Origin of the sequence: Pseudomonas sp. PB120, assembly GCF_009761815.1 — a bacterium.
GTDB lineage: Bacteria > Pseudomonadota > Gammaproteobacteria > Pseudomonadales > Pseudomonadaceae > Aquipseudomonas.
The window spans coordinates 21,736-36,568 of the sequence record NZ_RWIN01000008.1; the positions used below are offsets into that span (position 1 = coordinate 21,736).

Genomic DNA, 14,833 nt, shown 5'->3' on the forward strand with positions numbered 1-14,833 from the left:
GCGATTTTCCCCTTACGTCAGGTGATTCATCCTACGCAGTTGACGCTGGCGGGGAAACGCACAGCACCGCACAATGGCTGTGCCAAATTCGCATAAGCGCTGATACGCCATGAACCCCAATCAATTGACTGAACAACTGGGCCTGTTTCTCGATGTGCTGGAAACCGGTAGCTTTTCCGCGGCCTCTCGTCGCCATCCGCTGACTCCGTCAGCCGTGGCCCGGCGCATTGATAGCCTCGAAAACGCTGTAGGCAGTCAGTTGTTCATTCGCAGCACCCACGCGGTGCGCGCGACCTCGGCGGGGCTGGCGTTTGCCGAGCGTGCCCGGCGAATCGTCGCGGAACTGCAACTGGCCCGGGCGGAAGCGGTGTCCTTGAGCAGCGCGCCGGAAGGCTTGATCCGGATCGATGCGCCCGCCGCCTTCGGGCGCCGACACCTGGCGCCAGTGATTGCGGACTTTCTGATGCATTACCCTGGCCTCGACGTGCAATTGCACTTGATTGACAGCTTTGTCGACATGCAAGGCTTGAACCTGGGCAAAGTCGATCTGGTGCTGCGCGCCGGGCAAATGGCCGATACGCGGCTGGTGGCCACGCCGTTGGCAAGTATGGTGCGCATTGCGTGCGCCAGCCCTGACTATTTGAAACGCCGTGGCGTGCCGACCGATCCGACACAGCTGATTGAACACGATGGTGTCGACTGGGATGGACTGGCCCCGCTGTTCGCCTGGCGCTTCGAACGTGACGGACAGATGCACTTGCATCGTCCGGCGCGCATTCGCATGAGTGCCAATAATGCCGAAGCGCTGGTGTGCGGCGCATTGGCCGGGCTGGGCATCGCACATTTGCCGACCTGGCTCGCCAGCGAGTATTTGCTGCGCGGTGAACTGCTGCCGCTGTTTTGCGAAAACGGTCTTCCTCAGCCAGAAAGCACCGGGATCTACGCGCTGCGCCTGGAGCAACAGCCCAACGCCCGGAGTCGTTTGTTGCTGGAATACCTGAAAACCCGCTTCAGTCCGATTCCACCGTGGGACCTGGCGTTGCAAAACACCCTCGAACAGCACTAGGCTAGAATTATCTGGCGCATTAAAGAATCGCCCACTAAATTTGAGATCATCACAGATCAAGGCATCGACATGAGCACCGAGCACGACACCCCCGATAACTGCGATCACCTGCTGCTGGATAACCAGGCCTGCTTCGCCCTGCACTCCACGTCGCTGATGATGACCAAAGTGTACAAACCACTGCTTCAAGCGCTGGGCCTGACCTATCCGCAGTACCTGGCGATGATGGTGCTGTGGGAACGGGACGGGTTGACGGTAGGCGAAATCAGCACGCGGTTGTTGACCGATCCCGGCTCACTGACCCCGTTGCTCAAACGCCTGGAAGCCGAAGGCTTGCTCAGCCGCACCCGTAGCCGGGAGGACGAGCGGGTGGTGATCGTTGAACTCACCGAGCAGGGTCGTGCCTTGCGGGAGCGGGCGCGAACCGTCCCCCAATGCATCCTCGGCGCCAGCGGCATGACGGTGGAGCGTTTGAACAAGCTGCAAGCGGAGCTGCAAGTGTTGCGTAGCAATCTGCAAGATAACCTCTGATCTTCCTGCCCTCCACCTATCCCTTGTGGGAGTGAGCCTGCTCGCGATAGCGGTGTGACATTCAGCATCTACGCTGGCTGACACACCGCCATCGCGAGCAGGCTCACTCCTACAGTGTTTTGCGGCGGTCCTAAGTATCAGCTTTGCCTGCCAGCCCCCCCAAAAAAATCTACTGCGCTTACCCCCCGCCGACCGCTCTACGCCGGTACTTTCGCCCTTCCACATTTACGCGTACGCATCCCTTCAGCAAAAATCTTTGAAAATTTATCTTGCGCACTAACCATTAGCGCGATACATTCATTTCGCACTTACTTAGCGCGCAAACATTTAGCGCAAATCATCCAAACCCGAAACGAGGCCTACATCATGCAAACTCTCTATACCGCAATCGCAACCTCCACTGGCGGCCGTGACGGTCGTGCGGTTTCCAGCGACAACATCCTCGACGTCAAGCTCGCCACCCCGAAAGAACTTGGTGGTGCCGGCGGTGCAGCGACCAACCCTGAGCAACTGTTTGCAGCCGGCTATTCCGCCTGCTTCATCGGCGCGTTGAAATTCGTTGCCAGCCAGACCAAACGCACCATCCCGAACGACGCGTCGATCACCGCCCACGTCGGCATCGGTCAGATCCCTGGTGGTTTCGGTCTGGACATTGACCTGCACATCAGCCTGCCGGGTCTTGAACAAGCCGACGCGCAAAGCCTGGTCGACGCGGCTCACCAGGTCTGCCCGTACTCCAACGCCACCCGTGGCAACGTTGATGTGCGTCTGCACGTAACCGTCTAACCCCTGAGCTCAAGGCCCGAACAGGAAACCAACATGAACACTTTTAGCAAAGTCTTGACCGGTACCCTTCTCGCCCTGTCCATCCACAGTGCATTCGCGGGCGACGGGGTTGAACACAACACCCAGGCGTTCCTCGATGTCCTGAACGCCGGCACCGGCAAACCGATGGAACAACTCACCCCCAAAGAAGCCCGCGCCGTACTGGTGGGCGCGCAATCCGGGGTGAAATTGACGCTGCCAAAAGCGGATGTCAGCGAGAAGACCATTCAAGTCGACGGCCAACCGCTCAGCCTGACCATCGTCCGGCCGGCCGGTGTCAAAGGCGAGTTGCCGGTGTTCATGTTCTTCCACGGCGGCGGCTGGGTATTGGGGGATTTCCCGACTCACGAGCGGCTGGTTCGTGACCTGGTCGCGGGTTCGGGCGCGGTAGCGGTGTTCGTCAATTACACCCCGTCACCGGAAGCGCATTACCCGGTTGCGATCAACCAGGCGTACGCCGCGACGAAGTGGGTGGCCGAGCACGGTAAAGAGATCAACGTCGACAGCAAGCGCCTGGCGGTGGCGGGTAACAGCGTCGGTGGCAACATGGCGGCAGTGGTTGCGCTGATGGCCAAGGACAAGGGCACACCGTCGATCAAGTTCCAGGTGCTGTTGTGGCCGGTGACGGATGCCAGCTTCGAGACAGCGTCCTACAACCAGTTTGCCGAGGGGCACTTCCTCACCAAAAACATGATGAAGTGGTTCTGGGACAACTACACCACCGATGCCAATCAGCGTAACGAAATTTACGCCTCGCCACTGCGGGCAACCCCGGCGCAACTCAAGGGCTTGCCACCGGCGCTGGTGCAGACGGCGGGAGCTGATGTGTTGCGCGATGAAGGTGAAGCGTATGCGCGCAAACTCGACGAGGCGGGTGTACCGGTGACCTCGGTTCGCTACAACGGCATGATCCACGATTATGGTTTGCTCAACGTAGTGAGCCAGGTGCCAGCGGTGCGTTCGGCGATGCTGCAGGCTTCTGAAGAGCTCAAGCAACACCTGAAGAAATAACACCGCCGCCCCTGTAGGAGCGAGCTTGCTCGCGATGGTCGTCAACGATAACGCGGGCTATCTGTATGCCCGCGTTGTCTGGACCTCCATCGCGAGCAAGCTCGCTCCTACAGAGATCGGGGTGTTTTTTGAAGGCACAAAAAAAGCCCGACTCAATGGTCGGGCTTTTTCATTCCTGAAGCTGTGCTTATTTAGCACGGCCTTTGTAGGAACCGCCTTCGCGGGTATCGATCTCGATCATGTCGCCGATTTCGATGAAGTCAGCAACCGACAGCTCGGTACCGTTCTTCAGTTTGGCAGGCTTCATCACCTTGCCGGAAGTGTCACCGCGAGCGGAACCTTCGGTGTAGTCAACCTGACGCACGATAGTGGTCGGCAGCTCTACGGAAACCAGACGGCCTTCGAAGAATACGGCTTCGCAAACGTCGGTCATGCCTTCTTCGATGAACGGCAGAACGCTTTCGATGTCTTCAGCGTTCAGCTCGTACATGGTGTAGTCGGTGGTGTCCATGAACGTGTAGGTGTCGCCGCTGATGAAGGACAGGGTCGCTTCTTTGCGGTCGAGGATTACGTCGTCCAGTTTGTCGTCGGCGCTGTAAACGATCTCGGTCTTGTAACCGGTCAGCAGGTTTTTCAGCTTGGTCTTCATGATCGCGCTGTTACGACCGGATTTGGTGAATTCAGCTTTCTGAACCAACCATGGATCGTTTTCGAGACGGATCACGGTACCGGGTTTCAGTTCTTTACCAGTTTTCATTGCGAATATCCGAATTTGGATGGGATTTACAAAAATCTAGGCCGCGTATCATATCCAATTTAGGTAAAACTGTACCAGCGCTGCGGCAAGATCCGCCTGCAAGCCCTGTTCCAGACACCATGCTTCGGCATGTTTTTGCAGTTCGGGCCAATGTTTACGAGTCGCGAGCCAGTGACCGGACATATCATGACCGGCATTCCACTCACGCCAAAGACCGCTGATCGCCTCGCGAGCAGGCGTGGAAAGCCCTTTTGTGTACAACGTCAGGAAGGCTTCGAGCTTGTCCAGGTGGATGTCTTCGTCCTGCCGATAGATGTGCCAGAGCATCGGCCGCCCCGCCCATTGCGCGCGGACGAACGAATCTTCGCCGCGCACGGCGTTGAAATCACAGCACCACAGCAGGTGGTCATACTGATCCTGTCGGACGAACGGCAGCACCTGCACGGTCACCGCATCACGCACATGCACCGCGCCAGCCTGCAACCCGTCGATACCGAGCCAGCGTTCGACGTCTCCCAGAATCCGCCCTTCGGGCACCAGCAGATGCGTGGGGGTCGTATCGGCGGCCAGCACATCCAGCCAACTGGCCAGACCGGGGTTTTCGTAGGCAAACAACGAGATCAATTGCGCGCCCTGCGCCCGATCAATTCCTAAACCTTGCAGGAATGTTCGCTGCGCTTCGGGATCTTGCTGAAATTGCCGACGACGCTCCAGCAATCCTCTTTCACGCAGCAAGCCACCGGTGCCCTTCTGGAACCCCGGAAAGAAAAAGAATTTCTGCACACTCCTGTATTTCACCGACGGCAAGCCATGGCATCCGATCACCCAGTCTTCGGCACTCAGGTAATCGAGATTCATCCACAGCGGCGGCTTTTCCCCGACGGCCATGGCCTCCATGTAAGCGCTCGGCAGCTGACAGGCGAAGGCGGCGATGACCACGTCTGCCGCTTCGGCGGGTAACCAGTCGGCCGGCCACTGTCGGACCTCGACGCCTTCCTGCCATTGCTCGGCGGCATGGATGTCGATGGCCGGGCAGAGGCGTTCGAAGGCCCGCAGATCATCGACCCACAAACGCACGGCCACCGAATGTTCAGCCACCAGTTGGCGGGCCAGTCGCCAGGTCACGCCGATGTCGCCAAAGTTGTCGACCACGGTGCAAAAAATATCCCAGCGCCGGCAGCTCTTCATTTGAGACAGTTCAGGCATTCCAGGCTCCTGTTGGCAAAGGCGCCGATTGTCCGCATAAATTACCCCGTGCAGAAGAGCCGACGTCGATTAATCTTCATGCGACAATCGCCACTCGCCCGCGATCACCCGCCAGGAGGCAGTCATGCCCTACCGTCCCAACCCGCGCCGCCGCTTGCCGATCCAGCTCAACGCTCTGCAACTGACCGGCAGCATTGCCCTCGGTATGTGGCTGGGTTTCCTCGCAATCGCGCTGACCTGCTGGCTCGCCTCCCGCCTGCTGTTCAGCGAACAATTGGCGCCCGTCGCGCAAACGGTCGAGCAACTGGCCAAGCCGCCGGTGGTGGCACAACCGGTGCCGGATATTCCGCCGCAGAGCCCGATATTCCAGCAATACGAAGAGAACCTGCGCAAGAACGAGCAGGCACAACGAATGGATCAGGCGCGCAGCACCAGCCGCAACCTGTCCAACCCGAAATGCCAGTTCTGGCTGCAACAGGACCAGACCGCGCCCAGCGAAAAAAGCCGCGCCAATGTCCTGCAATTCTGCGATTGATCATGAATAAGCACACCGTCCACCAACTGATTCTCGACAAGCTGCGGGTTGATCTCGATATCGCCGAACGTGCGGCGCAAACCGCTTACGAAACGGCGACCCACGAAGAAAACATCGCCGAAAACAAATACGACACCCTGGGCCTGGAGGCGTCTTATCTGGCCGCCGGGCAAGCGAAACGGGTGGAGGAAATCAGGCAGTCATTGACGCTGTGCCAGAACCTGGCCCTGCGCCCTTACGACGACCAGCGCGGTATCGAGGTCGGCGCCCTGCTTGGCCTGGAAGACGAAAAGGGTCGCGAGCAATGGCTGTTTCTGGCACCCGATGCGGCGGGACTGAAGGTCGACCTGGTCGGGCAGTGGATTACCGTCATCACCCCCCGCTCACCGCTGGGCAAAAGCCTGCTGGGCAAGTTCGAAGGGGACGAGGTGGAGATTCTGGTGGCGGGCGCTCGGCAACAGTTTGCTGTTACCGAGGTGGTCTAGACGAGGTGGCCGGCGAGGCAGGCCACCTCATTAGTGGACCGGCAGTTCGACGCCATCAAACAGCTCTTCCAGTTCCTGCTTGTTGTGGCACTGAATGGCTTTGGCCATGACTTCGCGGGTCAGGTGCGGGGCGAACTTCTCGATGAAGTCGCACATGAAGCCACGCAGGAAAGTGCCGCGACGGAAACCGATCTTGGTGATGCTGGACTCGAACAGTTCGCTGGCATCGAGCACCACCAGGTCGTTGTCGAGTTTGGTATCGACCGCCATTTTCGCCACGATGCCCACACCCAGACCCAGTCGGACATAGGTCTTGATCACGTCGGCGTCGGCTGCGGTGAACACCACTTTCGGCGTCAGGCCGCGATGACTGAAGGCTTCGTCAAGCTTGGAACGACCGGTGAAACCGAACACGTAGGTCACGATCGGGTATTCGGCCAGGGCTTCGAGGGTCAGCTTCGACAGCTTGGTCAGCGGATGGCCCTGAGGCACGACGACGCAGCGGTTCCAACGATAGCACGGCATCATGACCAGATCGCCGAACAGCTCCAGCGCTTCGGTGGCAATGGCAAAATCCACGGTGCCGTCAGCGGCCATTTCGGCAATCTGCATCGGCGAACCCTGGTGCATATGTAGGGCAACGTCCGGGTATTGCTTGATGAAATTGCTGATCACCGGTGGCAAGGCATAACGCGCCTGGGTATGCGTGGTGGCGATCGACAGGGTGCCTTTCTTCTCGTTGGAGAATTCCTGGGCGATCTGCTTGATGCTTTCAACCTTGCGCAGGATTTCGCCGGCGGTGGTGATGATGCGTTCGCCGGCCGGGGTGACGCGGGTCAGGTGCTTGCCGCTGCGGGCGAAGACCTCGACGCCCAATTCGTCTTCCAGCAGGCGGATCTGCTTGCTGATGCCCGGTTGTGACGTGTAAAGGCTTTGGGCAGTAGCGGAAACGTTGAGGTCGTGGTGCGCCACTTCCCAGATGTAGCGCAATTGTTGAAGCTTCATATGAATCCCTCAAAGCAGGTAGACGCCACGGGCATCAGCGACGGTATATAACTATATTAATGGTTTGAAGAATAAATCTAGAACTTTTTTATCAAACTGCCACTATTGTTCTAGCGATCCCCTTGCCGACGACGTTCTACCAGTGGCACCAGATAGACCGGGACCCGTGCCAACTGCAATACCCGCGCTGCGGTCCTGCCCAAAGGCGTTTCCGCGCCAGCACCATGGCTATGACTACCTACGATCAGCAAATCCACGGAGAGTTTCTGCGCCTGGTCGAGAATCACCTGCGACGGGTCCCCTTGAAGCACCCGCACCGCCCTGATCCGTTCCAGGTCCTGCTCCCCCTCATCTCCCAGTTCTTCGCGAAAGCTGTCAAGCACCCGCTGCTCGATGTTGGCGATCACCGTGCTCAAGCCCTGACTGTGGAATTCGTTCAACGCCTGCTCGTCGAGGTAGCTCTGGAGCACCGACTCGGCGAACAGCCCCATCGGCTCGACCGCGTGCACCACATACAAGTCGGCATTGAATGTCCGGGCCAGCGCCAGGGCATGCTGCATCACCAACGGTGCATACAGCCCGAGGTCAGTGGCATACAGCATCGAACGAATCATATGACCTCCTCGCGAGCCAACATGGCGGAGATTTGATTCAGCTTAGCAGTGCCTTGACGACTACGACGTGCCGCGTAACGTGTTGAACCAAAGGCTAAACTTTTTGCTCGTTGCTGATGCCGTGTGGCACGTGACCGGTGGCGACGACTTCGCGGGCCAGTTCGCAGTGGCCGGCCTGATCGTCAAAAAACACGTCGGCGGCAAAGGCTTCGAGGAAGGCCGACTTGGTCAGGCCACCGAGGAACAGCGACTCATCCAGACGAATGTCCCACTCACGCAACGTGCGAATCACCCGCTCATGAGCCGGTGCCGACCGCGCCGTCACCAGGGCGGTGCGAATCGGGCAGTCATCGTCCGGAAACTCACGCTGCAACAGATTGAGTGCGGCGAGGAAGCCTTTGAACGGGCCACCGCGCAAGGGCTCACGGGCGGCTTCACGCTCGCTGGCCTGGAACGCTTCCAGACCACCGGCCTGGTAGACCCGCTCCGATTCATCGGAAAACAGCACCGCGTCACCGTCGAAGGCAATGCGCAATTCATCGCTGGCCGCACGACTGGCGCCACCCGACAGAATCGTCGCCGCCGCGAACCCGGCGTCCAGTGCACTGCGCACGTCTTCGGCATGGGTCGACAGAAACAGGTCGCAGCCAAAGGCCTTGAGGTAGGGATACGGACTGCGCCCGCCGACAAACGCCGCGCGGGAAATCGCCAGCCCATAATGGTGAATCGAGTTGAACACGCGCAAACCGGTGTCGGCACTGTTGCGCGACACCAGGATCACCTCGACCCGGGCACGACCCAGACTGTTATTGAGATTCAAGAGTTTTTGCACGAGGGGGAATGCATCACCGGGCTCGAGGATTTCGTCTTCGTGCTCGATCTGATATTGCCGATAGGCTTCGACGCCGCTCGACAGGTAAACCTTGTGGCTCTCGCTCAGATCGAACAGGGCCCGCGAAGAAATCGCCAGCACCAGTTTGTCGTCGATGGTCTTCGCCATGCCCTTCCCCCTCAGGTTGATCGACTCAGGTATTGCGTCGATCGATAAAACTCAAACTTCGATACAGCGCCTCGATTCGCGGTAACTCGCATCCCGCGGCCTTGGCCACTGCCAACGGGCGGGCGTAAATCGCCGCCAGTTCCAGCGGTCGCTTGTGCAGGAAATCGTGGTACATGCTCGGCCAGTAGTCCGGCATTTTTTCGGTGACCATGAACAACTGGTTGGCATAACCGGCCGGCACTTCGTGGCCACAGGCGATGGCGCCCTGCACCACTTCGGCCATCAATGCCTTGATCAGTTCCCGGCTGTCGGCATCGGCCATGAGAGCCGTGGTGCCGGCGCCCAGCAACACCGACAGACCGTTGTAGGGAATATTCCAGACCAGTTTTTGCCAACGCGCCTGATGCAGGTTCGCCATGGGGTGGGAGTCGATGCCGGCAGCGCGGAAGAAGTCGACACCCTCATCGACAATCGCCATGCGCGCCGGGCCATCGGTCGCGGGACCGCTGTGGTAGCCAACGTTCACCGTACCGAGCGCCTGGTGGGTAATGACGCCCGGCCCCTCGCGATGGACGCAGATATAGCAGAGCCCACCGAGCACGTGCAGCGAATCGGGGAGCAATTCACTCAGGCTGTCTTCGACGTCCAGGCCATTTTGCAACAGCAACACCTTCGCATTTGGCGCCGCCGCTTGAAGGATCACCGGCGCCAGCTCAGCGTTATGGGTGGTTTTTGCGCCCACCAGCAGCCAGTCGCACGGCGGCATGTCTTCGGCCGACGAATAGGCCTGCACCGGGTTCAACTTCAGTGCGCCGTGCACCGCGCTGTCGAGTTGCAAGCCATTTTCGGCCACGGCTGAAAACTCACTGCGCAACAGGAAGTGCACATCGAAGCCGGCGTGCGCCAGCATCCCCCCGTAGAACCCGCCAATTGCGCCGGTCCCGATAATACCGATTGTCGGTTTGGCAACTGCCCCCATCATGGCAACTCCTCTGCAATTCGACTCAGGGCCTGACCCACCGCAGCATTGAGCTCGGGGCCGGTCAGGCGCGATTTAAGTGCTCCGAAGAACTCGCCGTCGCGCACTACAAACAGCGCCGGCAAGTGAAAGACCTGATAACGCTCGACCACGCCGCCATTGTTTCCGGCGTCGATCCAGCACAGCCGGTCGACGTCCAGATCGAGTCGTGGCAACTGCTCGCGGGCAAAACGGCAGCTGGCGCAGCCGACGCTGGTGAAAATCACCAGCGACACGCCGCTCATTGCCAGCAGCCGTTGGTCGGCGTCGAAATCGGTCAGCTCTGATTCGACCACTATACTGGGGGAAACAATGTCAGATGGCCGACACATGGAGTCCGTGTTCATGGGACGTTTTCTTCCTCACCCTGACGATGTGCCCGTTGAATTAACGTTGCTCAAACATGAGTGCATTTCGCGGCAACGGCTGCACACTATCAGCCTCGGCGGCATGGCTTGCAATTACCACCGTGCCTGGCGCCACGGTACGGCGCTCGAAGTTCGCATGCCAACCTTGAACCCTGATCTACGTTACCTGGGCTATGTGGCCTGGTGCCTGCGGCGCAAACGCGGCTATCTGGTGGGCATCGCGTTTGTCGACGAACAGATGCTGTTCAGCGCGCGAATGGGCGAACAAGTGTGCCAGATCGAACGCTACTGTCGCCTGCGCGACGCGCACGACGACCTGAAGGAAACTCAGGCCCTCGCCCTCGAATGGGTCCAGCAGCACGCCGACGAGTTCTCCCACGACACGGTTCGCAAGGCTTTTGCTCAGCCAGTGCTGGATTAAACCGCAGCTTGCCCATTGTCTAGCCACGGTGTAACGCGCTAAGGTTCTGCTCCCCGACGCGCTTAATTTGCTGTGCTCCGCCGCGCGGGTTCGCTGGCGGCCGGCACCCGTGACCTGACGAGTAAACGATGGCTGATTTACCGATCAACGACCTAAACGTCGCTTCCAACGAGACGCTGATCACCCCTGATCAGCTCAAGCGTGATATCCCTCTGAGCGACGCTGCCCTGCGCACCGTCACCAAGGGTCGCGAAGTCATTCGCAACATTCTTGACGGCACCGACCACCGCCTCTTTGTCGTCATCGGGCCTTGCTCGATCCACGACATCAAGGCTGCCCACGAATACGCCGAGCGCCTGAAGGTCCTCGCGGCCGAAGTGTCCGATACCCTGTATCTGGTCATGCGCGTGTATTTCGAGAAGCCACGCACCACCGTCGGCTGGAAAGGCTTGATCAACGACCCGTACCTGGACGACTCCTTCAAGATTCAGGATGGCCTGCACATCGGCCGCCAGTTGTTGCTGGACCTGGCTGAAATGGGCCTGCCGACCGCGACCGAAGCCCTCGACCCGATCTCCCCGCAATACTTGCAGGACCTGATCAGCTGGTCGGCCATCGGCGCACGCACCACCGAATCCCAGACTCACCGTGAAATGGCTTCCGGCCTGTCCTCGGCCGTCGGCTTCAAGAATGGCACCGACGGCGGCCTGACCGTGGCGATCAACGCCCTGCAATCGGTCTCCAGCCCGCACCGTTTCCTGGGCATCAACCAGGAAGGTGGCGTCTCGATCGTCACCACCAAGGGCAATGCCTACGGTCACGTGGTACTGCGCGGCGGCAACGGCAAGCCGAACTATGATTCGGTCAGCGTTGCCCTGTGCGAGCAGGCGCTGAACAAAGCGAAGATCAAGCCGAACATCATGGTCGACTGCAGCCACGCCAACTCCAACAAAGACCCGGCGTTGCAACCACTGGTAATGGAAAACGTTGCCAATCAGATCCTGGAAGGCAATCAGTCGATCATCGGCCTGATGGTCGAAAGCCACCTGAACTGGGGCTGCCAGGCGATCCCGAAAGACCTCGCCGATTTGCAGTACGGCGTGTCGATCACCGATGCCTGCATCGATTGGTCTGCCACCGAAAACACCTTGCGCAGCATGCATGCCAAGCTCAAGGATGTACTGCCAAAACGCGAACGCAACTGATCGCGCTGCGCTGCAATCAATAAATTGCAGACAAAAAAACGCCGGGCTAAACCCGGCGTTTTTTTATGCGTTTGTTTTTTGAAAGGTCACTGGCTCAGCTTGGCGGCATGGCGCTGGTGACGCTCCATGTAGCGCTCCACGTAGGAACACGACGGAATCACGGTGTAGCCCATTTCTTCAGCGTATTGCAGCGCCTGCTCGGTCAATGCAGCCGCGATACCGCGACCACGCAGTGCATTCGGCACGAAGGTGCGGTAAATATCCAGGGTCTGCTTTCCCAGGTCCATATAGGTCAGGTAGGCACGATGACCGTCCACATTGGTCTCGAACTGATGACCAGCCTGGTCATGGTGGATGGACAACGCCTCGCTCATCACTACTCCTCGCGGGTCTTGAATTTTGACCCCTACCTTACCGATGTTTTTCCGGCGAAGGAACCTCTACGCCACCCCGTGCCTGAATGGACACCGAGAAGAGCCGCACCAAACTCGCGCAACCGGGCACGTACAAATAGTAGGCACCAATGGCAAAAATGCTCAAGGTACGCTCGTCATCATGCTGGGTGGCGGGTGCTGCTCCGGGTCATGCAGGGACGGCTCGCCCAAGGGTCTGCTGGGGTCGATAGCCTGAACATTGCCGGATATTGAGACTTAAGACGAGCGCCCCTTCTTAAAGTCACCTCAACATGGATAAAGATATGAGAGGCAGCGCGCAAAATCCGAACGAAAGTATAGACGAATCCATGTAGCCGGAGTTTAGCCTACACTGAAAAAACAGCGGTTTAGACACGGAACTTTTGTCCGGCAGATCGCTCAGCTCGGGCTTCGTAGCTGGATATTTTTTAAACAATGCAGTTAAAAGTTGCCCGAAAAAGAATCAACGCCTACAATTTTTTTTGCTTCTTGCTTTACGTCAGTTTACTTACGACAAGTAATGGGTAGTATGTACGCCGGCTAATTCCTCACTCTGAGGAGATAGCTACTTAATAGAAAGTCCTTGAAGGGGAACACGATGAACAACGTTCTGAAATTCTCTGCTCTGGCTCTGGCCGCAGTTCTGGCTACCGGTTGCAGCAGCGCATCGAAAGAAACCGAAGCACGTCTGACCGCTACTGAAGACGCAGCTGCTCGCTCCCAGGCTCGTGCAGACGAAGCTTACCGTAAAGCTGATGAAGCTCTGGCTGCTGCTCAAAAAGCACAACAGACTGCTGACGAAGCTAACGAGCGTGCTCTGCGCATGCTGGACAAAGCTAGCCGCAAGTAATAATCCTTCGGGGTTGTTATCAAGCCGACCCATTTTTTGGGTCGGCTTTTTTATTGCCCGGTGTTTTATCCGGGCAATAAAAAACCCGCCGATGCGGCCAGCATCGACGGGTTTCTTTCAAGCGTTACTGCAGCGGATCGATCGGTGCGCTCGTGACCATCGGCGCCGACGTATTCGGCACAGCGATTTCCACTGGCAGGCCATCTTCAGCGGCAACCACATCCCGCACCACATCCCAGTCCATGCGCAGGTTGTTGGTGATGTCTTCACGCTTGAGCATCGCGTTGATCACCGCGGTGTGCTTGTCGACCACCGACGGGTTGCCGTTGTCGTCCAGCGGCGTGTGCGCTTCAAGGTAGACCTTGCCACCGCTGACCCCGAACTTGTACGGGTCGTTGATGATGCGCACCGACGTACCGACCGGCACCATGCTCGCCATTTCCAGTACGTTGTTGTTGAACATCCGGAAGCAGCCATGGCTGGTGCGCATGCCGATACCGAATTTCTTGTTCGAACCGTGAATCAGGTAGCCCGGTGTGCCCAGGCTGAACTTGAACGGCCCCAGCGGGTTATCCGGACCGGCCGGCACCACGTTCGGCAGCGGATCACCATCGGCGGCGTGCTCGGCCTTGATCGACGCTGGAGGCGTCCAGGTCGGGTTAGGCGTTTTCGCGGTGATGGTGGTGTGGGCGATAGGCGAACCCCAGCCCTCACGACCGATGCCCAGCGGGAAGGTGTACACCACGTTCCGGCCTTTCGGGTAATAGTAGAGGCGGTATTCAGCCAGGTTGATCACGATGCCTTCACGCGGGCCTGGCGGCAGGATGAAGCGCGTCGGCAGGATGATTTCGGTACCGGCGCCTGGCAGCCAGGCATCGACGCCCGGGTTGGCCGCGACCATCTCGGAGTAACCCAGATCGTAAGTGGTGCCAAGGTCGGCGAAGGTGTCTTCGTACTTGGCCTTGATGACCTGAACCTGGCCGACGATGTCTTCACCGGGCGGTGGCAGGGGCAACTCCAATGCTGCTACGGGGCCTGCTGCACAAAGGGCGGCAAGCGTCAGGCAGCGGGTGACAGCAGGAAAGCGCGGCAACATCCGGAAAGTCCTTCGCATGATCGACAAGGGTAAAAACGGGATTGTACACCGACGCCCGGAATTTCGGGGAGTTGGCCGATAGCACGCTATCTTTTATCCGTCAGAGCTCGAAGCGCAGCTCTGGCCAGATCGGCGAGGTGCCGCGTTTTTGCGATTCGAGGATGGCGCGACACAGGGAACACAGGCGTTGGTCCTGGAAAACCCGGCGGTCGACGCTCGACCAGCGTGGCTGTGCCGGCAGCAGGCTGCCGCACAAGGTGCGGTCTGCCGAGCCGCCCAACTCCAGTTGACGGGTCACCAGATGTACCCGCACTTCCTGGCAGGCGAACAGATCCAGCTGTTCGTCAGGCTCGATCAGTTGATAGGCAAAAAGTGACCAGGCGGGACGCGGCATCGGGGGCTCCAAATCGGGGGCGCCACCATAGCC

General features: G+C 58.9%; 19 protein-coding genes. 9 read left to right on the forward strand and 10 right to left on the reverse strand.

Features of this window, described 5'->3' with window-relative positions; translation table 11 throughout:
- Nucleotides 1-109 precede the first annotated feature (109 nt).
- The 4 genes from EJA72_RS00670 to EJA72_RS00685 all read left to right on the forward strand — a co-directional run bounded on the left by EJA72_RS00670 (nt 110) and on the right by EJA72_RS00685 (nt 3,433).
- Nucleotides 110-1,066 (forward strand): LysR family transcriptional regulator, encoded by a 957-nt coding sequence (locus EJA72_RS00670; protein WP_157709633.1) that lies wholly within the window; start codon nt 110-112, stop codon nt 1,064-1,066.
- Between the two features lie 69 nt (nt 1,067-1,135).
- Complete coding sequence (locus EJA72_RS00675; protein ID WP_157709634.1) at nt 1,136-1,597, forward strand: MarR family winged helix-turn-helix transcriptional regulator; 462 nt, start codon at nt 1,136-1,138, stop codon at nt 1,595-1,597.
- A gap of 366 nt (nt 1,598-1,963) precedes the next feature.
- Nucleotides 1,964-2,383: an organic hydroperoxide resistance protein gene (locus tag EJA72_RS00680; protein WP_027925717.1), complete on the forward strand. Its 420-nt coding sequence runs from the start codon at nt 1,964-1,966 to the stop codon at nt 2,381-2,383.
- Between the two features lie 33 nt (nt 2,384-2,416).
- Complete coding sequence (locus tag EJA72_RS00685; RefSeq protein WP_157709635.1) at nt 2,417-3,433, forward strand: alpha/beta hydrolase; 1,017 nt, start codon at nt 2,417-2,419, stop codon at nt 3,431-3,433.
- 187 nt (nt 3,434-3,620) lie between these two features.
- Here the strand turns inward: EJA72_RS00685 and EJA72_RS00690 are convergent, their stop codons facing one another.
- Entirely contained in the window at nt 3,621-4,190 is a 570-nt protein-coding gene (locus EJA72_RS00690; protein WP_131108385.1) for an elongation factor P, read from the reverse strand.
- A 48-nt stretch (nt 4,191-4,238) separates the two neighbouring features.
- Nucleotides 4,239-5,396, reverse strand: a complete 1,158-nt coding sequence (gene earP, locus EJA72_RS00695; protein ID WP_157709636.1) for an elongation factor P maturation arginine rhamnosyltransferase EarP — start codon at nt 5,394-5,396, stop codon at nt 4,239-4,241.
- A 124-nt stretch (nt 5,397-5,520) separates the two neighbouring features.
- Here earP and EJA72_RS00700 point away from each other — a divergent pair, with 124 nt between their 5' ends.
- Nucleotides 5,521-5,931, forward strand: coding sequence for a hypothetical protein (locus tag EJA72_RS00700; protein WP_157709637.1), 411 nt, complete (start codon nt 5,521-5,523; stop codon nt 5,929-5,931).
- A gap of 2 nt (nt 5,932-5,933) precedes the next feature.
- A complete protein-coding gene (locus EJA72_RS00705) occupies nt 5,934-6,416 on the forward strand; it encodes a GreA/GreB family elongation factor (RefSeq protein ID WP_157709638.1) in 483 nt (160 codons plus the stop codon).
- 30 nt (nt 6,417-6,446) lie between these two features.
- Here the strand turns inward: EJA72_RS00705 and cysB are convergent, their stop codons facing one another.
- The 5 genes from cysB to EJA72_RS00730 all read right to left on the reverse strand — a co-directional run bounded on the left by cysB (nt 6,447) and on the right by EJA72_RS00730 (nt 10,400).
- Nucleotides 6,447-7,421, reverse strand: a complete 975-nt coding sequence (gene cysB, locus EJA72_RS00710) for an HTH-type transcriptional regulator CysB (protein ID WP_008031398.1) — start codon at nt 7,419-7,421, stop codon at nt 6,447-6,449.
- A gap of 110 nt (nt 7,422-7,531) precedes the next feature.
- Entirely contained in the window at nt 7,532-8,035 is a 504-nt protein-coding gene (locus EJA72_RS00715) for a universal stress protein (protein WP_157709639.1), read from the reverse strand.
- 94 nt (nt 8,036-8,129) lie between these two features.
- Complete coding sequence (locus EJA72_RS00720; protein ID WP_157709640.1) at nt 8,130-9,035, reverse strand: 5'-nucleotidase; 906 nt, start codon at nt 9,033-9,035, stop codon at nt 8,130-8,132.
- Nucleotides 9,036-9,060: 25 nt separating this feature from the next.
- Nucleotides 9,061-10,017: a putative 2-dehydropantoate 2-reductase gene (locus EJA72_RS00725; protein WP_157709641.1), complete on the reverse strand. Its 957-nt coding sequence runs from the start codon at nt 10,015-10,017 to the stop codon at nt 9,061-9,063.
- Nucleotides 10,014-10,400, reverse strand: coding sequence for a co-chaperone YbbN (locus tag EJA72_RS00730; RefSeq protein WP_157709642.1), 387 nt, complete (start codon nt 10,398-10,400; stop codon nt 10,014-10,016). Before EJA72_RS00730 ends, EJA72_RS00725 begins: the two co-directional genes overlap by 4 nt.
- Between EJA72_RS00730 and EJA72_RS00735 the strand changes: the two genes are divergently transcribed.
- Together EJA72_RS00735 and EJA72_RS00740 are read left to right on the forward strand one after the other, a co-directional pair.
- Nucleotides 10,399-10,842, forward strand: coding sequence for a PilZ domain-containing protein (locus EJA72_RS00735; protein WP_157709643.1), 444 nt, complete (start codon nt 10,399-10,401; stop codon nt 10,840-10,842). The genes EJA72_RS00730 and EJA72_RS00735 overlap by 2 nt on opposite strands.
- 128 nt (nt 10,843-10,970) lie before the next feature.
- Nucleotides 10,971-12,047 carry a 3-deoxy-7-phosphoheptulonate synthase gene (locus EJA72_RS00740; protein ID WP_157709644.1) on the forward strand — a complete coding sequence of 359 codons (1,077 nt, stop codon included), beginning with the start codon at nt 10,971-10,973 and terminating at the stop codon, nt 12,045-12,047.
- 86 nt (nt 12,048-12,133) lie between these two features.
- On the opposite strand, the gene EJA72_RS00745 is transcribed toward EJA72_RS00740, so the two are convergent.
- Nucleotides 12,134-12,421, reverse strand: a complete 288-nt coding sequence (locus EJA72_RS00745; protein ID WP_020800382.1) for a GNAT family N-acetyltransferase — start codon at nt 12,419-12,421, stop codon at nt 12,134-12,136.
- Between the two features lie 637 nt (nt 12,422-13,058).
- Here EJA72_RS00745 and oprI point away from each other — a divergent pair.
- Entirely contained in the window at nt 13,059-13,310 is a 252-nt protein-coding gene (oprI, locus tag EJA72_RS00750; RefSeq protein WP_003199355.1) for an outer membrane lipoprotei OprI, read from the forward strand.
- A gap of 124 nt (nt 13,311-13,434) precedes the next feature.
- Here the strand turns inward: oprI and EJA72_RS00755 are convergent, their stop codons facing one another.
- Both EJA72_RS00755 and EJA72_RS00760 read right to left on the reverse strand, forming a co-directional pair.
- Nucleotides 13,435-14,406 carry a L,D-transpeptidase family protein gene (locus EJA72_RS00755; RefSeq protein WP_157709645.1) on the reverse strand — a complete coding sequence of 324 codons (972 nt, stop codon included), beginning with the start codon at nt 14,404-14,406 and terminating at the stop codon, nt 13,435-13,437.
- 100 nt (nt 14,407-14,506) lie between these two features.
- Nucleotides 14,507-14,800: a hypothetical protein gene (locus tag EJA72_RS00760; RefSeq protein WP_003226812.1), complete on the reverse strand. Its 294-nt coding sequence runs from the start codon at nt 14,798-14,800 to the stop codon at nt 14,507-14,509.
- Between the last annotated feature and the right edge of the window lie 33 nt (nt 14,801-14,833).

Bases quoted from the DNA above. Each gene is read 5' to 3' on its own strand.
- EJA72_RS00670 (WP_157709633.1), top strand. From the start codon at position 110: ATGAACCCCAATCAATTGACTGAACAACTGGGCCTGTTTCTCGATGTG.
- EJA72_RS00675 (WP_157709634.1), top strand. From the start codon at position 1,136: ATGAGCACCGAGCACGACACCCCCGATAACTGCGATCACCTGCTGCTG.
- EJA72_RS00680 (WP_027925717.1), top strand. From the start codon at position 1,964: ATGCAAACTCTCTATACCGCAATCGCAACCTCCACTGGCGGCCGTGAC.
- EJA72_RS00685 (WP_157709635.1), top strand. From the start codon at position 2,417: ATGAACACTTTTAGCAAAGTCTTGACCGGTACCCTTCTCGCCCTGTCC.
- EJA72_RS00690 (WP_131108385.1), bottom strand. From the start codon at position 4,190: ATGAAAACTGGTAAAGAACTGAAACCCGGTACCGTGATCCGTCTCGAA.
- earP (WP_157709636.1), bottom strand. From the start codon at position 5,396: ATGCCTGAACTGTCTCAAATGAAGAGCTGCCGGCGCTGGGATATTTTT.
- EJA72_RS00700 (WP_157709637.1), top strand. From the start codon at position 5,521: ATGCCCTACCGTCCCAACCCGCGCCGCCGCTTGCCGATCCAGCTCAAC.
- EJA72_RS00705 (WP_157709638.1), top strand. From the start codon at position 5,934: ATGAATAAGCACACCGTCCACCAACTGATTCTCGACAAGCTGCGGGTT.
- cysB (WP_008031398.1), bottom strand. From the start codon at position 7,421: ATGAAGCTTCAACAATTGCGCTACATCTGGGAAGTGGCGCACCACGAC.
- EJA72_RS00715 (WP_157709639.1), bottom strand. From the start codon at position 8,035: ATGATTCGTTCGATGCTGTATGCCACTGACCTCGGGCTGTATGCACCG.
- EJA72_RS00720 (WP_157709640.1), bottom strand. From the start codon at position 9,035: ATGGCGAAGACCATCGACGACAAACTGGTGCTGGCGATTTCTTCGCGG.
- EJA72_RS00725 (WP_157709641.1), bottom strand. From the start codon at position 10,017: ATGATGGGGGCAGTTGCCAAACCGACAATCGGTATTATCGGGACCGGC.
- EJA72_RS00735 (WP_157709643.1), top strand. From the start codon at position 10,399: ATGGGACGTTTTCTTCCTCACCCTGACGATGTGCCCGTTGAATTAACG.
- EJA72_RS00730 (WP_157709642.1), bottom strand. From the start codon at position 10,400: ATGAACACGGACTCCATGTGTCGGCCATCTGACATTGTTTCCCCCAGT.
- EJA72_RS00740 (WP_157709644.1), top strand. From the start codon at position 10,971: ATGGCTGATTTACCGATCAACGACCTAAACGTCGCTTCCAACGAGACG.
- EJA72_RS00745 (WP_020800382.1), bottom strand. From the start codon at position 12,421: ATGAGCGAGGCGTTGTCCATCCACCATGACCAGGCTGGTCATCAGTTC.
- oprI (WP_003199355.1), top strand. From the start codon at position 13,059: ATGAACAACGTTCTGAAATTCTCTGCTCTGGCTCTGGCCGCAGTTCTG.
- EJA72_RS00755 (WP_157709645.1), bottom strand. From the start codon at position 14,406: ATGTTGCCGCGCTTTCCTGCTGTCACCCGCTGCCTGACGCTTGCCGCC.
- EJA72_RS00760 (WP_003226812.1), bottom strand. From the start codon at position 14,800: ATGCCGCGTCCCGCCTGGTCACTTTTTGCCTATCAACTGATCGAGCCT.